Below are 14,509 nucleotides of genomic sequence, written 5' to 3'. Positions count from 1 at the left end.
GTGAGATGAAGCAGTACATCGTCGGCATTGACCTTGGCACCAGCAACACGGTGGTCGCCTATGCGCAGGCGGGGTCGGAGGATATCCGCGTCTTCGACATCGACCAGCTGGTCGGGCTGGGGGAGGTCGCCGCGCGGCCCCTCCTGCCCTCCGTGCGTTATCACGCGGCGCCCGGGGAGCTGAGCGCGGGCGACCTGCAACTGCCCTGGCAACAAACCGTGAGCGCCGGGGCGCGCCGGACCGTGATCGGGCGCCTTGCTTCCACCCTGGGCGCGCAGGTGCCCGGCAGGCTCGTGGCCAGCGCGAAGAGCTGGCTGTCGCATGCTTCGGTCGACCGGACCGCGCCAATCCTGCCCTGGGGGGCGGAAGAGGAGGTCGGCAAGATCTCGCCGGTCGCCGCCAGCGCCAGCTATCTGGCCTACGTGCGCACGGCATGGAATCATCGCTTTCCCGATGCCCGGCTCGAAGAACAGGACGTGGTGCTCACCGTGCCTGCCTCGTTCGACGAAGGCGCGCGCGCGCTGACGCTGGAGGCGGCGCGCCTGGGCGGGCTGCCCGCGCTGCGCCTGCTGGAGGAGCCGCAAGCTGCGTTCTACGACTGGCTGTTCCATCATCGCCGCAGCCTGGACGCGGACCTGGCGCAAACGCGCCTGGTGCTGATCTGCGACGTGGGCGGCGGCACGACCGACCTTACCCTGGTCAAGGTCGAGATGCAGGACGGCCAGCCGCAGCTCACGCGCATCGGCGTCGGCAATCACCTGATGCTCGGTGGCGACAATATGGATCTCGCCCTGGCGCATCTTGTCGAAGCGCGCCTGGGCAGCGGGCAGGAGCGGCTGTCGGCGGCCAGCCTGTCCCAGCTGGTCGCGCGCTGCCGCGCCGCCAAAGAGCAGATGCTCGGCGCGCAGGCGCCGGACTCGGTCACGGTGACGCTGCTGGGCGCGGGCTCCCGGCTGATCGGCGGGGCGCGCTCGGTGGAAGTCACGCGGCAGGAGATCGAGCAGCTCATCGTCGATGGCTTCTTCCCCGTGGTGTCGTCCGGCGAAAGGCCGGGGCGCGCACGGGGCGCCATTGTGGAGTTCGGCCTGCCGTATGCGGCCGATCCGGCCGTCACGCGGCACGTGGCGGCCTTCCTGGGCCAGCACGCGGCCCAGTCGAAGACAGCACTGGACGCGCCGCAGGCGCAGGGCGCGGCCTTGCCGATGCCCGACACCCTGCTGCTCAACGGCGGCGTGTTCCGCGCCGAAGCCCTGGCGGGGCGCATCGCCGGGACCCTGGGCACGTGGCGCGGGGCGCCCCTGCAGATACTGCATAACGCGGATCCCGACGTGGCCGTCGCCCGTGGCGCGGTCGCGTACGCGCGCGCGCGCACCGGGCATGCCCCGCGCATCGGCGGAGGTTCGCCGCGCAGCTACTTCCTCGTTCTCGACGATGGCGCGCCGGGGCAGCAAGGGATCTGCCTGCTGCCGCGGGGCACGGAAGAGGGGCACGAAATCCAGCTCAGGGATCGTGCATTCGCTCTGCGGCTCGGGCACCCGGTGCGTTTCCACTTGGTTTCCTCCGTTGCCGACACGGCGTATGCGCCCGGTGAGCTGACCGACCTGTCGACGGGCGACTTCGTTCGCCTGCCGCCGATCGCCACCGTCGTGCAACCGCATGGCACCAGCGGGCCACGGGAAACGCCCGTGCAGCTCACCACGTCGCTGACCGAGGTAGGCACGCTGGAGGTCCACTGCATCGAGATTGCCGATGCCTCGCACCGGTGGCGGCTCGAATTCCAGTTGCGCGGCAATGGCGCGGAAGCGGCCACGCCCACGCCCGCGGATACGGCGCACCCGTCCCTGGCGCAAGCCGTCGACACGATCGAGCGCACCTTTGGCGCGCGCTCCCAGGAGGTCGGGCCCAAGGAAGTCAAGCGCATGCGCGCGCAGCTCGAGCAACTGCTGGGCACGCGCGAGCGCTGGGACAGCGCGTTGCTGCGCGAGCTGTTCGGCGCGTTCTGGGAGCGCGCGCGGCGTCGGCGGCGTTCGGCCGACCATGAGCGCCTGTGGCTGAACCTGGCCGGCTATTGCGTGCGTCCGGGCTTCGGCTACCCGCTCGACGACTGGCGGGTCGGGCAGCTCTGGTCGCTGTACGAGCAGGGGATCCAGTACGTCAATGAAAGCCAGGTCTGGTCGGAGTGGTGGACGCTGTGGCGACGCGCGGCTGGCGGCCTGGACGAGAGCGCGCAGTTGCGCTTGCTGGACGACATGGCCTTTTACCTGCAGCCGCCCGGCAGCTCGCGCTATAAGCGGCCCGCCGGGCCCGCAAGGGCGGGGTACGCCGATATGGTGCGCCTTGCCGGATCCCTCGAGCAGATCCCGGCCGATCGCAAGATCGAGGTCGCGGAATGGCTGCTGGCCCGTTTGCGCAAGCCTTCGGAAAACAGCCAGGGCTGGTGGGCGGTGGGCCGCATCGGGGCGCGCCGGCCGTTCTATGGCAGCGCGCACAGCGTGGTGCCGGCCGAGGTTGCCGCGCGGTGGCTGGACGCCATCCTTGCACTCGACTGGAAGAAGGTCGAGCCGGCCGCGTTCGCCGCCGTCCAGATCGCGCGCATGACAGGCGACCGCTCCAGGGACCTGCCTGCCGAGACCCGGGCGAGCGTCGTGCGCCGGCTCGAAGCCGCCAACGCGCCGCAAAGCTGGATCGCCATGGTCCGCGAAACGGTGGAGCTCGACGAAGCCGACGAAGGCAGGGTCTTCGGCGAATCGCTGCCCGCCGGGTTGAAGCTGATCCTGGGGTGAGCCCGGACAGGGGGGGCGCGCCAGGGATCGCTTTTCCCGCCACTTCATCCGGCTAGCGCGCGGCAGGCCCCGGTGCATGCGCGCACGGGGCATGCGCCGCGGCCCCAGGATGTCGTTTGCATGTAACATGCGCCGACGCATCTGCCAAAGGAGGGGGAATGTCGAGAGTTCGGTTTTTGCTGGTCGCCGCGATAGCGGCTCAATGGCTTGCCGGATGTGCGAGCGGCGTCAGTCCTGAGTCCATTCAGGCCAGGGAGCCAAAGCGCATCCATTCCGCGGCCAGCACGGCCAGCCTGGTGATGTGCCTGAAGGGCCGGCTAGGCGACGACGCCAATGTGGTGTCCTATTCAGAGCCGGGCCGGGTGGATATCCGGGTCGGGCGTGCCGACAACTCGGAGTACCGCTACTTTCACCTGATCAGTCTGCGCCGGGCACAGGACGGTACCGATGTCGAAATCCGCAGCGCCGATGAGTGGCATCCCCTGATCAGCGCCGGGCGCATCAGCGGCATGGTGGAAGACTGCGTACCGGCCAAGGCGCGCTGAGCCAAAGCATGGCCGGCATTTGCGCCGTCATTGCTGCTTCGCGGACAGGATATGCTCCTGCAATCGCGACAGCTCCAGCGCGATGCCGCCGGGAAAGCCCTGGCGCCCGCCACGCTTGTCGATCAGCAGGTCGCCGACATAGCCCGACAAGGCATCCGGGCTGGCCGCCAGCATCGCCAGCTGGTTGCCGATGCGCGGATAGTGGCGGCACAGTTCCAGCGGTCGCGCCGCGGGCGGCAGCGACGCCAGCCATCTGAGCGCGGCGGCCGCGAGGGTATGCGTGTCAGGAGATGCCGGGTCGCGCATGTCCTCCCAGTCTCGTTGGGTTTGCGCGGGCCCGGCACCGTCCAGTATTTGCTTCGCCTCCTCGACGGAGACGAACTCGAAAGAGAGGGATTCCATGCCAGCTCCGGATTGAAGACTGCCGGGCGTCATGCGCCGGCGGCGGCCATTCTACCGGTTACGGCAATTCGGACTCGTTCTTTACCCCAGGCTTTTCCACGCCTTGCCCGGCTGGCTGGCGCCTCGGCGGACGCAGTGGCGCATCGCCGGCCTTGCGGCGCCGCGGGGGCTGGCTTGCGTATCGCCGGCTGCCCGTGCGGAATGCTCGCCAGCGGCAGCCACGGCGAGGCTCTGCGTCTCGTCCGCGGCCATGCCGGCCGGCTGGCGTCACTTCGGCGTGGGCATATGCAGCTGACCGTCGTCGCCGAGCACCAGGCCTTGCCAGGTGGCGGGCTTGCCCGACAGTTCCCAGGCCGCGATCTGCACCGGCGTCCTGCCGATGCCGCCTTTCACGGTCTTCATTGCCTCGCGGTCGAGTTCTTCGGCGGCGGGAAGGTCTTTGATTTCGAGCGTGTCCATGATGGTTCTCCGTGAGTTGTCATGTTGGTAGCGGGCAAGCATTCTTGCCCGGCCGTCCATGACAACGCATCGTCCGTGCCGAAGGCGCGGAAGCCATCTTTTGTGGCGGATGCCCGCCCTGGCGGGGGGTGGCGGCAGGTTTGAGCGGCCGCACAGTCGGGGCGCGCCCGACAGGCGCGGGCGCGGTGGTGGGTCATGCCCGACAGCGCGGTGCGCCGGCGGACCTCAGGACAAATTGGCGCGAAAGAACGCCGCAGTCCTGTCGTTGGCGGCCTGCGCCGAAGCCGCATCGAAATGCACGCCCTTGTTGCGCGCGAACGCGTGCGAGCAGCCGGGGTAGGTGTGTATCTCGAGATTCGCCTTGCCGGACAGCGCGGCGACGATCTGCGTCCAGGTCTCGCGGGGCACGAATTCGTCTTCTTCCGCGATATGCATCAGCACCGGCTGGCGGATATCGCCGGCCTCGCCGAGGTACTTGTCGATATTGACGCCGTAGTACACCGTCACGGCATCCGCGTCGGTGCGCGCCGCCGTGAGAAAGGCCAGCAGCCCGCCCAGGCAATAGCCCACCGCGCCGATCTTGCCGCCGGCGCCGTCCAGCGCGCGCGTGTATTTGATGGTGGCGTCGATATCCTTCACGCCCGCCGGCACGTCGAAGGCGGTATAGAGCTTGAGCGCCTTGTCCCATTCGGCCTGGGTGGCGTCGGTCAGTTCCACGCCAGGCTCCTGCCGCCAGTAGAGATCGGGGCAGATGGCGATATAGCCCTGCGCGGCGAAGTCGTCGCAGGTCGTGCGCATGTCCGCGTTGATGCCAAAGATCTCCTGGATCACCACGATCGCCGGCGCCTTCGTCGCCATTGCCGGTCGCGCCAGGTAGGCAGCGAATGTCCCGTCCGTCGTCTTTACCGTCACCATTTCGCCCATTGCCGTGCTCCCAAGTGAATTTCGGGGCGGCCGCCCCGGTTTGCCGACCCGCGCATGCGAAATAGGATTATTGGCGGCGCGCGCCGGAGCGCAAGGACAATCCGGTTCCTGCCGCCAGCTTCGTCCCTGTGGATGGCTGTATTGCAATTAACGGCCTGGAGACAGCGACAACTTCAGAGGTCGCCGGCCGCTTGCGGCCGGCACCGCGGCAGGGCAGGATGTGCGCTGTTCCATCCCGAATCGCAATCCCAGGCCTTTTATCCCAGCCTGACACCAACTCCAACGCCAACACCAACAGGAGACGCCATGGCGTACATGCTGCTGATCGTCGAACCCACTGGCCAGCGCGCCGAGCGCACCGATGACGAAGGCCGCCAGGCCTACGCCAGCATGCTGCAGTTCGCCGGCCGCCTGACCGAGCGCGGTGTGCTGCTGGGCTGCAATTCGCTCACCTCGGACAGCAACGGCGTGCGCGTGAAGGTGCGCGAAGGCCGCCGCGACCTGCTGGATGGCCCGTTCGCCGAGGCCAAGGAAATGATCGGCGGCTATTTCCTGCTCGATTGCGCCACGCAGGACGAGGCCATTGCCATTGCGGCCGAATGCCCGGCCGCGGCCTGGTGCGCGGTCGAAGTCCGCGAAGTGGGGCCGTGCTTTACCTGAGGCCTTGCGTGCGCAGGGAGGGCGGCTAGGTAGTTACCCGTAGGCGACGGATTTTTTCGCTGCGCATGTCGATCTGGCCGCGCCTGGCTCGTCGTGCCGGTATGAACCACGGAACAGGCCAGCCCCGCTGGCGCCCGGCCGACAAACCTACCAAGGAGCGATGCGATGCGATTCATGATCCTGGTGAAAGGCACGCAAGGCAGCGAAGCCGGCGCGATGCCGGACGAAAGCCTCTTTGCCGCCATGGCGACCTACCACGAGCAACTGGCCAAGGCCGGCGTGCTGCTCGATGCCGCCGGGCTCAAGCCTAGCTCGGCCGGCTGGCGCGTGCGCTACGCCGATGGCCGGCGCACGGTGATCGACGGTCCCTTCGCGGAGGCCAGGGAGGTGGTGGCGGGCTACACCCTGATCCAGGTACGCAGCCGCGAGGAAGCGATGGAATGGGCGCGGCGTTTCCCCGCCCCGCACGGCGAGATGGCCGACGGCGAGATCGAGGTGCGGCCGCTGTTCGAGCTGGAAGACTTCGAGCCCGGCCCCTCGGTGGACCGCTTCCGCGACCTCGGCGTGGGCCAGCACTGAGCCCGCATCCATCGTCAGGCCACTGCCAACCCCGTTCCGGAATCGCCATCATGCTCAAGCCCATCCTGCTGACCGCCGCGGCCCTGATTGCCCTGGTGCTGATCTACGCCGCTACGCGGCCCGATACCTTCCGCGTCGAACGCAGCGCCAGCGTCAAGGCGCCGCCGGACCAGGTATTCGCGATGATCAACGATCTCCACAACTTCAACCAGTGGAACCCCTGGGCGAAGAAAGACCCGGCCATCAAGGGCACCTACGCCGGCACGCCCAGCGGGCAGGGTGCAGCCTATGCCTGGGAAAGCGGCAAGGTCGGCACGGGCCGCATGGAGATCGTGGAGACGACACCGTCGTCGCGCGTGGCCATGCGCCTGGATTTCATCAAGCCGTTCGAAGCGCACAACGACGTGCAGTTCACGCTCAAGCCCGAAGCCGGTGCCACGCGCGTGACCTGGTCGATGCAAGGGCCCGTGCCTTACCTCGCCAAGCTGATGCACATGGTCTTCGATATGGACCGCATGGTAGGCAAGGATTTCGAGGACGGGCTCGGCAACCTGAAGGCGCTGGCCGAGGCGAAGACCGCCATCTGAACCCGCTTGCGGCGACAGCGAACGGCGACGAACGACGACGAACGACGACGAACAAGGCTGGCGACGAAGACCATAAGGACCAATCATGCACAAGCAAATCTACCTGAACCTTGCGGTGGCCGACCTGCAACGCTCGATGGCCTTCTTCAAGGGTCTCGGCTTCGCCTTCAATCCGCGTTTCACCGATGACAACGCGGCCTGCATGGTCATCGGCGAGAACATCTACGCCATGCTGCTGACCCATGAATTCTTCAAGGGCTTCACCACGCGCTCGCTGTGCGACACCACGCAAAGCACCGAAGTGCTGATCTGCATTTCCTGCGAAAGCCGTGCCGAGGTGGACGCGCTCGTCGCCAGGGCGGTGGCGGGCGGAGCCACCGCCGCGCGCGCGCCGCAGGACCACGGCTTCATGTACAGCCACGGCTTCGACGACCTGGACGGCCATATCTGGGAGCTGATGTACATGGAACCGCAGGCCGCGGACGAGGCGTGAGCGTCCGGGGCTCCAGGATGACGGCGACAACTCCGGCGCATCGCGCGATCGAGACCGTATGGCGCATCGAGTCCGCCAAGGTCATTGCCCACGTGGCGCGCGTGGTGCGCGACGTGGGCCTTGCCGAGGAACTGGCGCAGGACGCGCTGCTGGCAGCGCTGGAGCACTGGCCGCAAACCGGGGTGCCCGACAATCCCGGCGCGTGGCTGATGACCACGGCCAGGCACCGCGCGCTGGACTACCTGCGCCAGCAGGCCCTGCACGCGCGCAAGCACGAGCAGATCGGCCATGACCTCGATGCGCTGGAGGCACACGTAGTGCCGGACTTTGTCGATGGGCTCGATGCGGCCCGCCAGGACGATATCGGCGATGACCTGTTGCGCCTGGTCTTCACCGCCTGCCACCCGGTGCTGTCCACCGACGCGCGGGTGGCCATGACGCTGCGCCTGCTCGGCGGCCTGACCACGGACGAGATCGCGCGCGCCTTCCTCACACCCGAACCCACCATCGCCCAGCGCATCGTGCGCGCCAAGCGCACGCTCGGCGCGGCGCGGGTGCCGTTCGAGGTGCCGGGGCCGGAAGCACGCACGCTACGGCTGGCGTCGGTGCTGGAGGTGATCTACCTGATCTTCAACGAAGGCTATTCCGCCACCGCCGGCAGCGACTGGATGCGCCCCGCGCTGTGCGAAGAAGCGCTGCGTCTGGGCCGCACGCTGGCCGCGCTGATGCCGCACGAAAGCGAGGTGCACGGCCTGGTGGCGCTGATGGAGATCCAGGCCTCGCGCACGCATGCACGGGTGGATGCGCAGGGCAGGCCGGTATTGCTGCTGGACCAGGACCGCGCCCGGTGGGACCGCCTGCTGATCCGGCGCGGCTTGCATGCGCTGGAACGCGCGCAGGAACTGGGCGGGGCGCTCGGCCCCTACGCATTGCAGGCCGCGCTGGCCGCATGCCACGCGCGCGCAGCGAGCGCGGCCGAGACCGATTGGGAACAGATCGCCGCGCTCTACGATGCGCTGGCCCAGGTGGCGCCGTCGCCCGTGGTGGAGCTGAATCGCGCGGTGGCGGTCGGCATGGCCTTCGGCCCCGCGGCCGGGCTGGAGATCGTCGATGCGCTCGCGGCTGAGCCGTCGCTGGCCAGGTACCACTTGCTGCCCAGCGTGCGCGGCGACCTGCTGTTCAAGCTCGGCCGCCGCGGCGAGGCGCGCGTCGAGTTCGAGCGCGCCGCCGGCATGACGCGCAACGAGCGCGAGCGCGAATTCCTGCTGGAGCGCGCCCGGGAGGCGGGCGCGCCACGCGCCTGAGACTCAGTGCGCCGCGTTCTGGCGCGGCATGCGCTTGTACACCAGCAGGCGCCCCTTGTAGGCTTCTCCTTCCGCCCCGGCAGGGCGGTCGAGCCGCTGCTCCTCCAGCGAGAACCCCAGCGCCGCCATCCACCGGTTGAAGGCGGGGCGGTTGCCGCGGTCCGGATCGACGATCCACACTTCCGCCGCCGGGCTGGCGTGGCGTTCGATAAAGCGGGCGAGCTTGCCGTCGGTGTCGCGCTCATAGAGCAGGTCGCTGCCGATGATCAGGTCGAACAGGCCTTGAACGTCGGGCACGCCGGGCAGGCTGGGGTCGCTGCCGTCTGCCGCGCCCCAATGCCCGTGCCGGTATTTCATCGGCGGCAGGCCGTTGAGGCGCGCGTTCTCCTCGAGGAAGGGGCCCGCCATCGGGTGGCAGTCGCTGGCGGTCACATCGGCCCCGCGACGGTGCGCGACCAGGCTGGCCAGCGCCGTGCCGCAGCCGAGTTCCAGGATGCGCTCGGCGGGGTCCACCGGGCGTGTTGCGATGCGTGCCGCCAGCAGCGCGCCGGACGGCCACAACATGCCGAACAGTGGCCAGGAGGCGGAAGAAATGCCCATGCGCTCGGCGTCGCCGTCCGGGTCGTGGAATTGCTGCTTGTCCAGCAGGCAGCGAATGACCAGGTCGGGCACGCCCGTGATGGCAACGCGCTCTTGCTTGGTTTGATACCCGGGCATTGGAGAGGGGGAGGCCGGGAACCGGCCCCGCTAGAGGAGGGAGAGCGGGCAGTATGCCCGAAATGTGCCGCCGCGGCCCGGAGTTCGCTGCCGGCCGCGCGGAAAAGGAACCTTTCAGGCACCTGCGGGTGCGCGGGCAGGCCCGCAAGCGCAGCAAGCGCCCGGCGCGGTGCCCGGCACTTGCTCTTACGCTTGTTTTCGCGCTTGTTCCCGCGTTTGTCCCCGCGCTTGTCCCCGCATCAACCCGGAGCATCCTCCAGCGTGACCAGTTGCGCGCCGTCCTGCACCTGGTCGCCCACGGCGTACAGCACCTCCTGCACCACGCCGTCGGTAGGCGCGGTCAGGGTGTGCTCCATCTTCATCGCCTCCAYCACGATCAGCGGGTCGCCCTTGCCGATCGTGGCACCGGCCTGGACCATCACCGCGATGATGCGGCCCGGCATCGGCGCCACCAGCTTGCCGCCCTCGGCGTCGCCGCCGCCCGCGTGCGCCAGCGGATCGATCAGGTCGAGCCGGGTCTGACGGTTGCCGCTGAACACGTAGATCGCATCGCCCTCGAGGTGGGTGCTGCCCTTGACCGTGCGCTCGCCCAGGTCGATCGCATGGCTGCCGCCGGCGCTGGCCACGCGCAAGGGCACGGTGTGGTCGCCCACCGTCAGCCATTGCCGCGTGCCGTCGCTGCGCACGCTGGCGACGGTCTCGCCGTCGCCGCTGCGCAGGCGGTACTGGCTGGTGGCCTCGCCGTTCAGGCGCCAGGCGCCACCATGCTGCCACGGCGAATGCGCATCGGCCGGGTCCACGCGCCGGGTGCGCGCCTGCTCGTCGAGCAGCGCCGCCACGGCCAGCGCGATGCCATCCATGCCCACCGGCGCGGCAGGCGGAAACAATGCCGCCTGGTTGCGCTCGATCAGCCCGGTATCCAGGTCGGCCTTGGCAAACGCCTGCGAGGTCACCAGTCGCTGCAGGAAGGCGATATTCGTGGACAGGCCCACCACGTGGTATTCGGCCAGCGCCTGTGCCATGCGTGCCAGCGCTTCTTCGCGGTCGCGGCCCCATACGATCAGCTTGGCGATCATGGGGTCGTAGTACGGGCTGATGGTGTCGCCCTCGCGCACGCCCGAATCGATGCGCACGCCGGCCGGCGCGCCATGGTCCTGGCCGCGCTCGAACTGCACTGCCGCCGGCGTGCGCAGGTAGCGCAGCGTGCCGGTGGACGGCAGGAACTGCTTGTCCGGGTTCTCGGCATAGACACGCGCCTCCAGCGCATGGCCGTGGATGCGCAGCTGATCCTGCTTCAGCGGCAGCGGCTCGCCGGACGCCACGCGCAGCTGCCACTCCACCAGGTCCTGCCCGGTGATCATCTCGGTCACGGGATGCTCGACCTGCAGGCGGGTGTTCATCTCCATGAAATAGAAGGAGCCGTCCTGGTTGGCGATGAACTCCACCGTGCCGGCACCCACGTAGCCCACCGCCTGCGCCGCGGCCACCGCCGCCTCGCCCATGGCGCGCCGGCGCTCCTCGCTCATGCCAGGCGCCGGCGCTTCTTCCAGCACCTTCTGGTGGCGCCGCTGCACCGAGCAATCGCGCTCGAACAGGTAGACGCAGTTGCCATGCGTGTCGGCGAACACCTGGATTTCGATATGGCGCGGGCGCGTGAGGTATTTCTCCACCAGTACCTTGTCGTCGCCGAAGCTGGCCGAGGCCTCGCGCTTGACCGACGCCAGCGCCGCCTCGAACCCGTCGCCGCCTTCCACCACGCGCATGCCCTTGCCGCCGCCGCCGGCGCTGGCCTTGAGCAGCACGGGGTAGCCGATGCGGTCCGCTTCGCGGCGCAGCAGCGCCGGGTCCTGGTCCTCGCCGTGATAGCCGGGCACCAGCGGCACCGCGGCCTTTTCCATCAGTTGCTTGGCCGCGCTCTTGCTGCCCATGGCGCGGATGCTGGCCGCCGGCGGCCCGATGAAGACCAGGCCCGCGGCCGCGCAGGCCTCGGCGAAGCCGTCGTTCTCCGACAGGAAGCCGTAGCCCGGGTGGACCGCCTGGGCGCCGGTGGCCTTGGCCACCTCGATGATGTGCTCGCCGCGCAGGTAGCTGTCGCGCGCCGCCGCGCCGCCGATATGCACTGCCTCGTCGCACAGCGCCACGTGGCGCGCGCCGGCGTCGGCGTCCGAGTAGACCGCCACCGTGCGGATGCCGAGGCGGCGGCAGGTGGCCGCTACGCGGCAGGCGATTTCGCCGCGGTTGGCGATGAGGATCTTGTTGAACATGGTGGTGGTTCCTTGTCTCGGAGACTTGTTTTAGGCTGTTCGGTGCGGTTCTCGGGGCGCTGGCCGACCCTTAGCTAGGCTTCCAGGCCGGCGCCCGCTTTTCCAGGAAAGACCTCACGCCCTCGCGCCCTTCTTCCGAGGCGCGGATCGCGGCAATCCGCTCGGCGGTATCCGCGAGCAGGTCGTCGTCGATCATGCGCCCGGCCACTTCCTGCACCAGGCGCTTGCTTTCGCGCACGGCGTTCGGGCTGTTGGCCACCAGAGCGGCGGCCAGTTCAGCCACCTTGGCATCCAGGCCTTCGGCCGGCACCACCGCATGCGCGAAGCCCAGGCGCAGCGCTTCGGCCGCGCCGAAGCGCTCGGCCGTGATGAAGTAGCGGCGCGCGGCCTGCTCGCCCATGGCGCGGATCACGTAGGGGCTGATGGTGGCCGGCAGCAGGCCAAGGCGCGCTTCCGACAGGCAGAAGGTCACGCCTTCGGCCGCCACCGCGATATCGCAGGCAGCCACCAGGCCCACGCCGCCGGCGTAGGCGTCGCCGTGGATGCGCGCGATCACCGGCTTCGGGCAGGCCCAGATGGTGTGCAGCATCTGCGCCAGCGTCATCGCATCGGACCGGTTCTCGTCGTGCGAGTAGCCGGCCATCTTCTTCATCCAGTTCAGGTCGGCGCCGGCGCAGAAGGCCGGGCCATTGCCGGCCAGCACGATGGCGCGCACCGAGGGCTCGCTGCCCAGCGCGCGGAAGGCGCCGGTCAGCTCGGCGATCACGGTTTCGTTGAAGGCGTTGCGCACGTCGGGCCGGTTCAGCGTGACGGTGGCCACGTGCTGCGCGGTGGTGACGGTGAGGGTGGTGAATTCCATTTCGGTGTCCTGTAGCGGTGCGTGGGCGTGGGGCAGGGCGTTACATGCGGAACACGCCGAACTTCATCTCGCCGATCGGCGCGTTGAGGCTGGCCGACAGGCCCAGGCCCAGCACCGTGCGCGTCTGCGCGGGGTCGATCACGCCGTCGTCCCACAGCCGCGCGCTGGCGTAGTAGGGGTGGCCCTGGTGCTCGTACTGGTCGCGGATCGGCTGCTTGAACTTGTCTTCTTCCTCCGCGCTCCAGCTGCCGCCCCTGGCTTCGATGCCGTCGCGGCGCACGGTGGCCAGCACGCTGGCGGCCTGCTCGCCGCCCATCACGGAGATGCGGGCGTTCGGCCACATCCACAGGAAGCGCGGCGAATACGCGCGCCCGCACATGCCGTAGTTGCCCGCGCCGAACGAGCCGCCGATGATCACGGTGAACTTCGGTACTTGCGCCGTGGCCACGGCCGTCACCATCTTGGCGCCGTTGCGGGCGATGCCTTCGTTCTCGTACTTGCGGCCCACCATGAAGCCGGTGATGTTCTGCAGGAACACCAGCGGGATCTTGCGCTGGCAGCACAGCTCGATGAAGTGCGCACCCTTGAGCGCGGACTCCGAGAACAGGATGCCGTTGTTGGCGACGATGCCCACCGGGTAGCCCCAGATCCGCGCAAAGCCGCACACCAGCGTGGTGCCGTAGCGCGCCTTGAACTCGTCGAAATCGGAGTCGTCGACGATGCGGGCGATGACTTCGCGCACGTCATAGGGCTTGCGCGTGTCGGTGGGGATCACGCCGTACAGCTCTTCCACCGGATAGCGCGGGGGCAGCGGCTCGTGCAGGCGGATCTGGTCCGGCTTGCGGCGGTTCAGGTGCTGCACGATATTGCGCGCCAGCGACAGCGCGTGCCCGTCGTTCTGCGCGAAATAGTCGGCCACGCCGGACAGGCGCGTATGCACGTCCGCGCCGCCCAGGTCTTCGGCGCTGACTTCTTCTCCGGTTGCCGCCTTCACCAGCGGCGGGCCGCCCAGGAAGATGGTGCCCTGGTTCTTGACGATGATGGATTCGTCGCTCATGGCCGGCACGTAGGCACCGCCGGCCGTGCACGAGCCCATCACCACCGCGATCTGCGGGATGCCCTGCTTGGACAGGTTGGCCTGGTTGTAGAAGATGCGGCCGAAGTGGTCGCGGTCGGGGAAGACGTCGTCCTGGTTGGGCAGGTTAGCGCCGCCCGAGTCCACCAGGTAGATGCAGGGCAGGTTGTTCTGCTCGGCGATCTCCTGCGCGCGCAGGTGCTTGCGCACGGTCAGCGGGTAGTAGGTGCCGCCCTTGACGGTGGCGTCATTGCAGACGATCACGCATTCCTGGCCGGCCACGCTGCCGATGCCGGTGATGATGCCGGCGCCCGGCGCCGCGTTGTCGTACATGTCGTAGGCCGCCAGCTGCGACAGCTCCAGGAACGGCGTACCCGGATCGAGCAGTTGCTGCACGCGCTCGCGCGGCAGCAGCTTGCCGCGCCCGAGGTGCTTGGCGCGGGCTTCCTCGCCGCCGCCTTCCGCCAGCTTGGCGATCTTCGCCTTGAGGTCGACGACCAGCGCTTGCATGGCGTCGGCATTGGCGCGGAAGGATTCCGAACGCGCATTGAGTTTGGTTTCGAGCGTGGGCATAGGTCTCGGGTCCGGGTTCTTGTCTGTCTGTGGATCGCGGCGGTGCTGGCGCAATGGCTTACATGGTCTCGGCGTACAGTTCGCGCCCGATCAGCATGCGGCGGATCTCCGAGGTGCCGGCGCCGATCTCGTACAGCTTGGCGTCGCGCCACAGGCGGCCCACCGGGTATTCGTTGATATAACCGTTGCCRCCCAGGATCTGCACCGATTCGCCGGCCATCCAGGTGGCTTTCTCGGCCGTGTACAGGATCACCGCGGCGCAGTCCTTGCGCACCTGGCGCACGT

15 protein-coding genes are annotated in these 14,509 nt (G+C 68.7%); 7 read left to right on the top strand and 8 right to left on the bottom strand.

Going from position 1 to position 14,509, the window contains the following annotated elements:
- Window positions 1-5 precede the first annotated feature (5 nt).
- A complete protein-coding gene (locus AC1DK4_RS34545) occupies window positions 6-2,783 on the top strand; it encodes an Hsp70 family protein (RefSeq protein ID WP_441622995.1) in 2,778 nt (925 codons plus the stop codon).
- 176 nt (window positions 2,784-2,959) lie between these two features.
- A complete protein-coding gene (locus AC1DK4_RS34540; RefSeq protein WP_441622993.1) occupies window positions 2,960-3,328 on the top strand; it encodes a hypothetical protein in 369 nt (122 codons plus the stop codon).
- A 27-nt stretch (window positions 3,329-3,355) separates the two neighbouring features.
- Here AC1DK4_RS34540 and AC1DK4_RS34535 read toward each other — a convergent pair whose 3' ends face one another.
- From AC1DK4_RS34535 to AC1DK4_RS34525, 3 genes are all read right to left on the bottom strand, one after another.
- Window positions 3,356-3,730 (bottom strand): hypothetical protein, encoded by a 375-nt coding sequence (locus AC1DK4_RS34535; protein ID WP_441622991.1) that lies wholly within the window; start codon window positions 3,728-3,730, stop codon window positions 3,356-3,358.
- A gap of 267 nt (window positions 3,731-3,997) precedes the next feature.
- Window positions 3,998-4,189, bottom strand: a complete 192-nt coding sequence (locus AC1DK4_RS34530; protein WP_441622990.1) for a hypothetical protein — start codon at window positions 4,187-4,189, stop codon at window positions 3,998-4,000.
- Between the two features lie 225 nt (window positions 4,190-4,414).
- Entirely contained in the window at window positions 4,415-5,113 is a 699-nt protein-coding gene (locus AC1DK4_RS34525; protein WP_441622988.1) for a dienelactone hydrolase family protein, read from the bottom strand.
- Between the two features lie 306 nt (window positions 5,114-5,419).
- On the opposite strand from AC1DK4_RS34525, the gene AC1DK4_RS34520 reads away from it, so the two are divergent.
- The 5 genes from AC1DK4_RS34520 (at window position 5,420) to AC1DK4_RS34500 (ending at window position 8,736) form a co-directional block, all read left to right on the top strand.
- Window positions 5,420-5,773, top strand: coding sequence for a YciI family protein (locus tag AC1DK4_RS34520; RefSeq protein WP_441622986.1), 354 nt, complete (start codon window positions 5,420-5,422; stop codon window positions 5,771-5,773).
- Between the two features lie 165 nt (window positions 5,774-5,938).
- Window positions 5,939-6,352 (top strand): YciI family protein, encoded by a 414-nt coding sequence (locus AC1DK4_RS34515; protein ID WP_441622984.1) that lies wholly within the window; start codon window positions 5,939-5,941, stop codon window positions 6,350-6,352.
- Window positions 6,353-6,402: 50 nt separating this feature from the next.
- Window positions 6,403-6,939 carry an SRPBCC family protein gene (locus AC1DK4_RS34510; protein WP_441622982.1) on the top strand — a complete coding sequence of 179 codons (537 nt, stop codon included), beginning with the start codon at window positions 6,403-6,405 and terminating at the stop codon, window positions 6,937-6,939.
- 85 nt (window positions 6,940-7,024) lie between these two features.
- A complete protein-coding gene (locus tag AC1DK4_RS34505) occupies window positions 7,025-7,432 on the top strand; it encodes a VOC family protein (RefSeq protein WP_441622980.1) in 408 nt (135 codons plus the stop codon).
- A gap of 17 nt (window positions 7,433-7,449) precedes the next feature.
- Window positions 7,450-8,736 carry an RNA polymerase sigma factor gene (locus AC1DK4_RS34500; protein WP_441622978.1) on the top strand — a complete coding sequence of 429 codons (1,287 nt, stop codon included), beginning with the start codon at window positions 7,450-7,452 and terminating at the stop codon, window positions 8,734-8,736.
- Window positions 8,737-8,739: 3 nt separating this feature from the next.
- On the opposite strand, the gene AC1DK4_RS34495 is transcribed toward AC1DK4_RS34500, so the two are convergent.
- The 5 genes from AC1DK4_RS34495 to AC1DK4_RS34475 form a co-directional block, all read right to left on the bottom strand.
- Window positions 8,740-9,453: a class I SAM-dependent methyltransferase gene (locus AC1DK4_RS34495; protein WP_441622976.1), complete on the bottom strand. Its 714-nt coding sequence runs from the start codon at window positions 9,451-9,453 to the stop codon at window positions 8,740-8,742.
- Window positions 9,454-9,692: 239 nt separating this feature from the next.
- Window positions 9,693-11,717 (bottom strand): acetyl/propionyl/methylcrotonyl-CoA carboxylase subunit alpha, encoded by a 2,025-nt coding sequence (locus tag AC1DK4_RS34490; RefSeq protein WP_477132074.1) that lies wholly within the window; start codon window positions 11,715-11,717, stop codon window positions 9,693-9,695.
- Window positions 11,718-11,787: 70 nt separating this feature from the next.
- Entirely contained in the window at window positions 11,788-12,576 is a 789-nt protein-coding gene (locus tag AC1DK4_RS34485; RefSeq protein ID WP_441622972.1) for an enoyl-CoA hydratase/isomerase family protein, read from the bottom strand.
- A 40-nt stretch (window positions 12,577-12,616) separates the two neighbouring features.
- Window positions 12,617-14,224: a carboxyl transferase domain-containing protein gene (locus AC1DK4_RS34480; protein WP_441643360.1), complete on the bottom strand. Its 1,608-nt coding sequence runs from the start codon at window positions 14,222-14,224 to the stop codon at window positions 12,617-12,619.
- A 58-nt stretch (window positions 14,225-14,282) separates the two neighbouring features.
- The coding region (locus AC1DK4_RS34475) for an acyl-CoA dehydrogenase family protein (RefSeq protein WP_441650184.1) at window positions 14,283-14,509 on the bottom strand (227 nt) is incomplete at its 5' end.

It is taken from the genome of Cupriavidus sp. 05N38, assembly GCF_056397345.1.
The sequence above is the reverse complement of the archived record's forward strand: the minus strand, read 5'-3'. Positions and strand labels throughout refer to the sequence as shown.

Coding starts and splice junctions, on each gene's coding strand:
- AC1DK4_RS34545 (WP_441622995.1), top strand. CDS start 6: ATGAAGCAGTACATCGTCGGCATTGACCTTGGCACCAGCAACACGGTG.
- AC1DK4_RS34535 (WP_441622991.1), bottom strand. CDS start 3,730: ATGGAATCCCTCTCTTTCGAGTTCGTCTCCGTCGAGGAGGCGAAGCAA.
- AC1DK4_RS34530 (WP_441622990.1), bottom strand. CDS start 4,189: ATGGACACGCTCGAAATCAAAGACCTTCCCGCCGCCGAAGAACTCGAC.
- AC1DK4_RS34525 (WP_441622988.1), bottom strand. CDS start 5,113: ATGGGCGAAATGGTGACGGTAAAGACGACGGACGGGACATTCGCTGCC.
- AC1DK4_RS34520 (WP_441622986.1), top strand. CDS start 5,420: ATGGCGTACATGCTGCTGATCGTCGAACCCACTGGCCAGCGCGCCGAG.
- AC1DK4_RS34515 (WP_441622984.1), top strand. CDS start 5,939: ATGCGATTCATGATCCTGGTGAAAGGCACGCAAGGCAGCGAAGCCGGC.
- AC1DK4_RS34510 (WP_441622982.1), top strand. CDS start 6,403: ATGCTCAAGCCCATCCTGCTGACCGCCGCGGCCCTGATTGCCCTGGTG.
- AC1DK4_RS34505 (WP_441622980.1), top strand. CDS start 7,025: ATGCACAAGCAAATCTACCTGAACCTTGCGGTGGCCGACCTGCAACGC.
- AC1DK4_RS34500 (WP_441622978.1), top strand. CDS start 7,450: ATGACGGCGACAACTCCGGCGCATCGCGCGATCGAGACCGTATGGCGC.
- AC1DK4_RS34495 (WP_441622976.1), bottom strand. CDS start 9,453: ATGCCCGGGTATCAAACCAAGCAAGAGCGCGTTGCCATCACGGGCGTG.
- AC1DK4_RS34485 (WP_441622972.1), bottom strand. CDS start 12,576: ATGGAATTCACCACCCTCACCGTCACCACCGCGCAGCACGTGGCCACC.
- AC1DK4_RS34480 (WP_441643360.1), bottom strand. CDS start 14,224: ATGCCCACGCTCGAAACCAAACTCAATGCGCGTTCGGAATCCTTCCGC.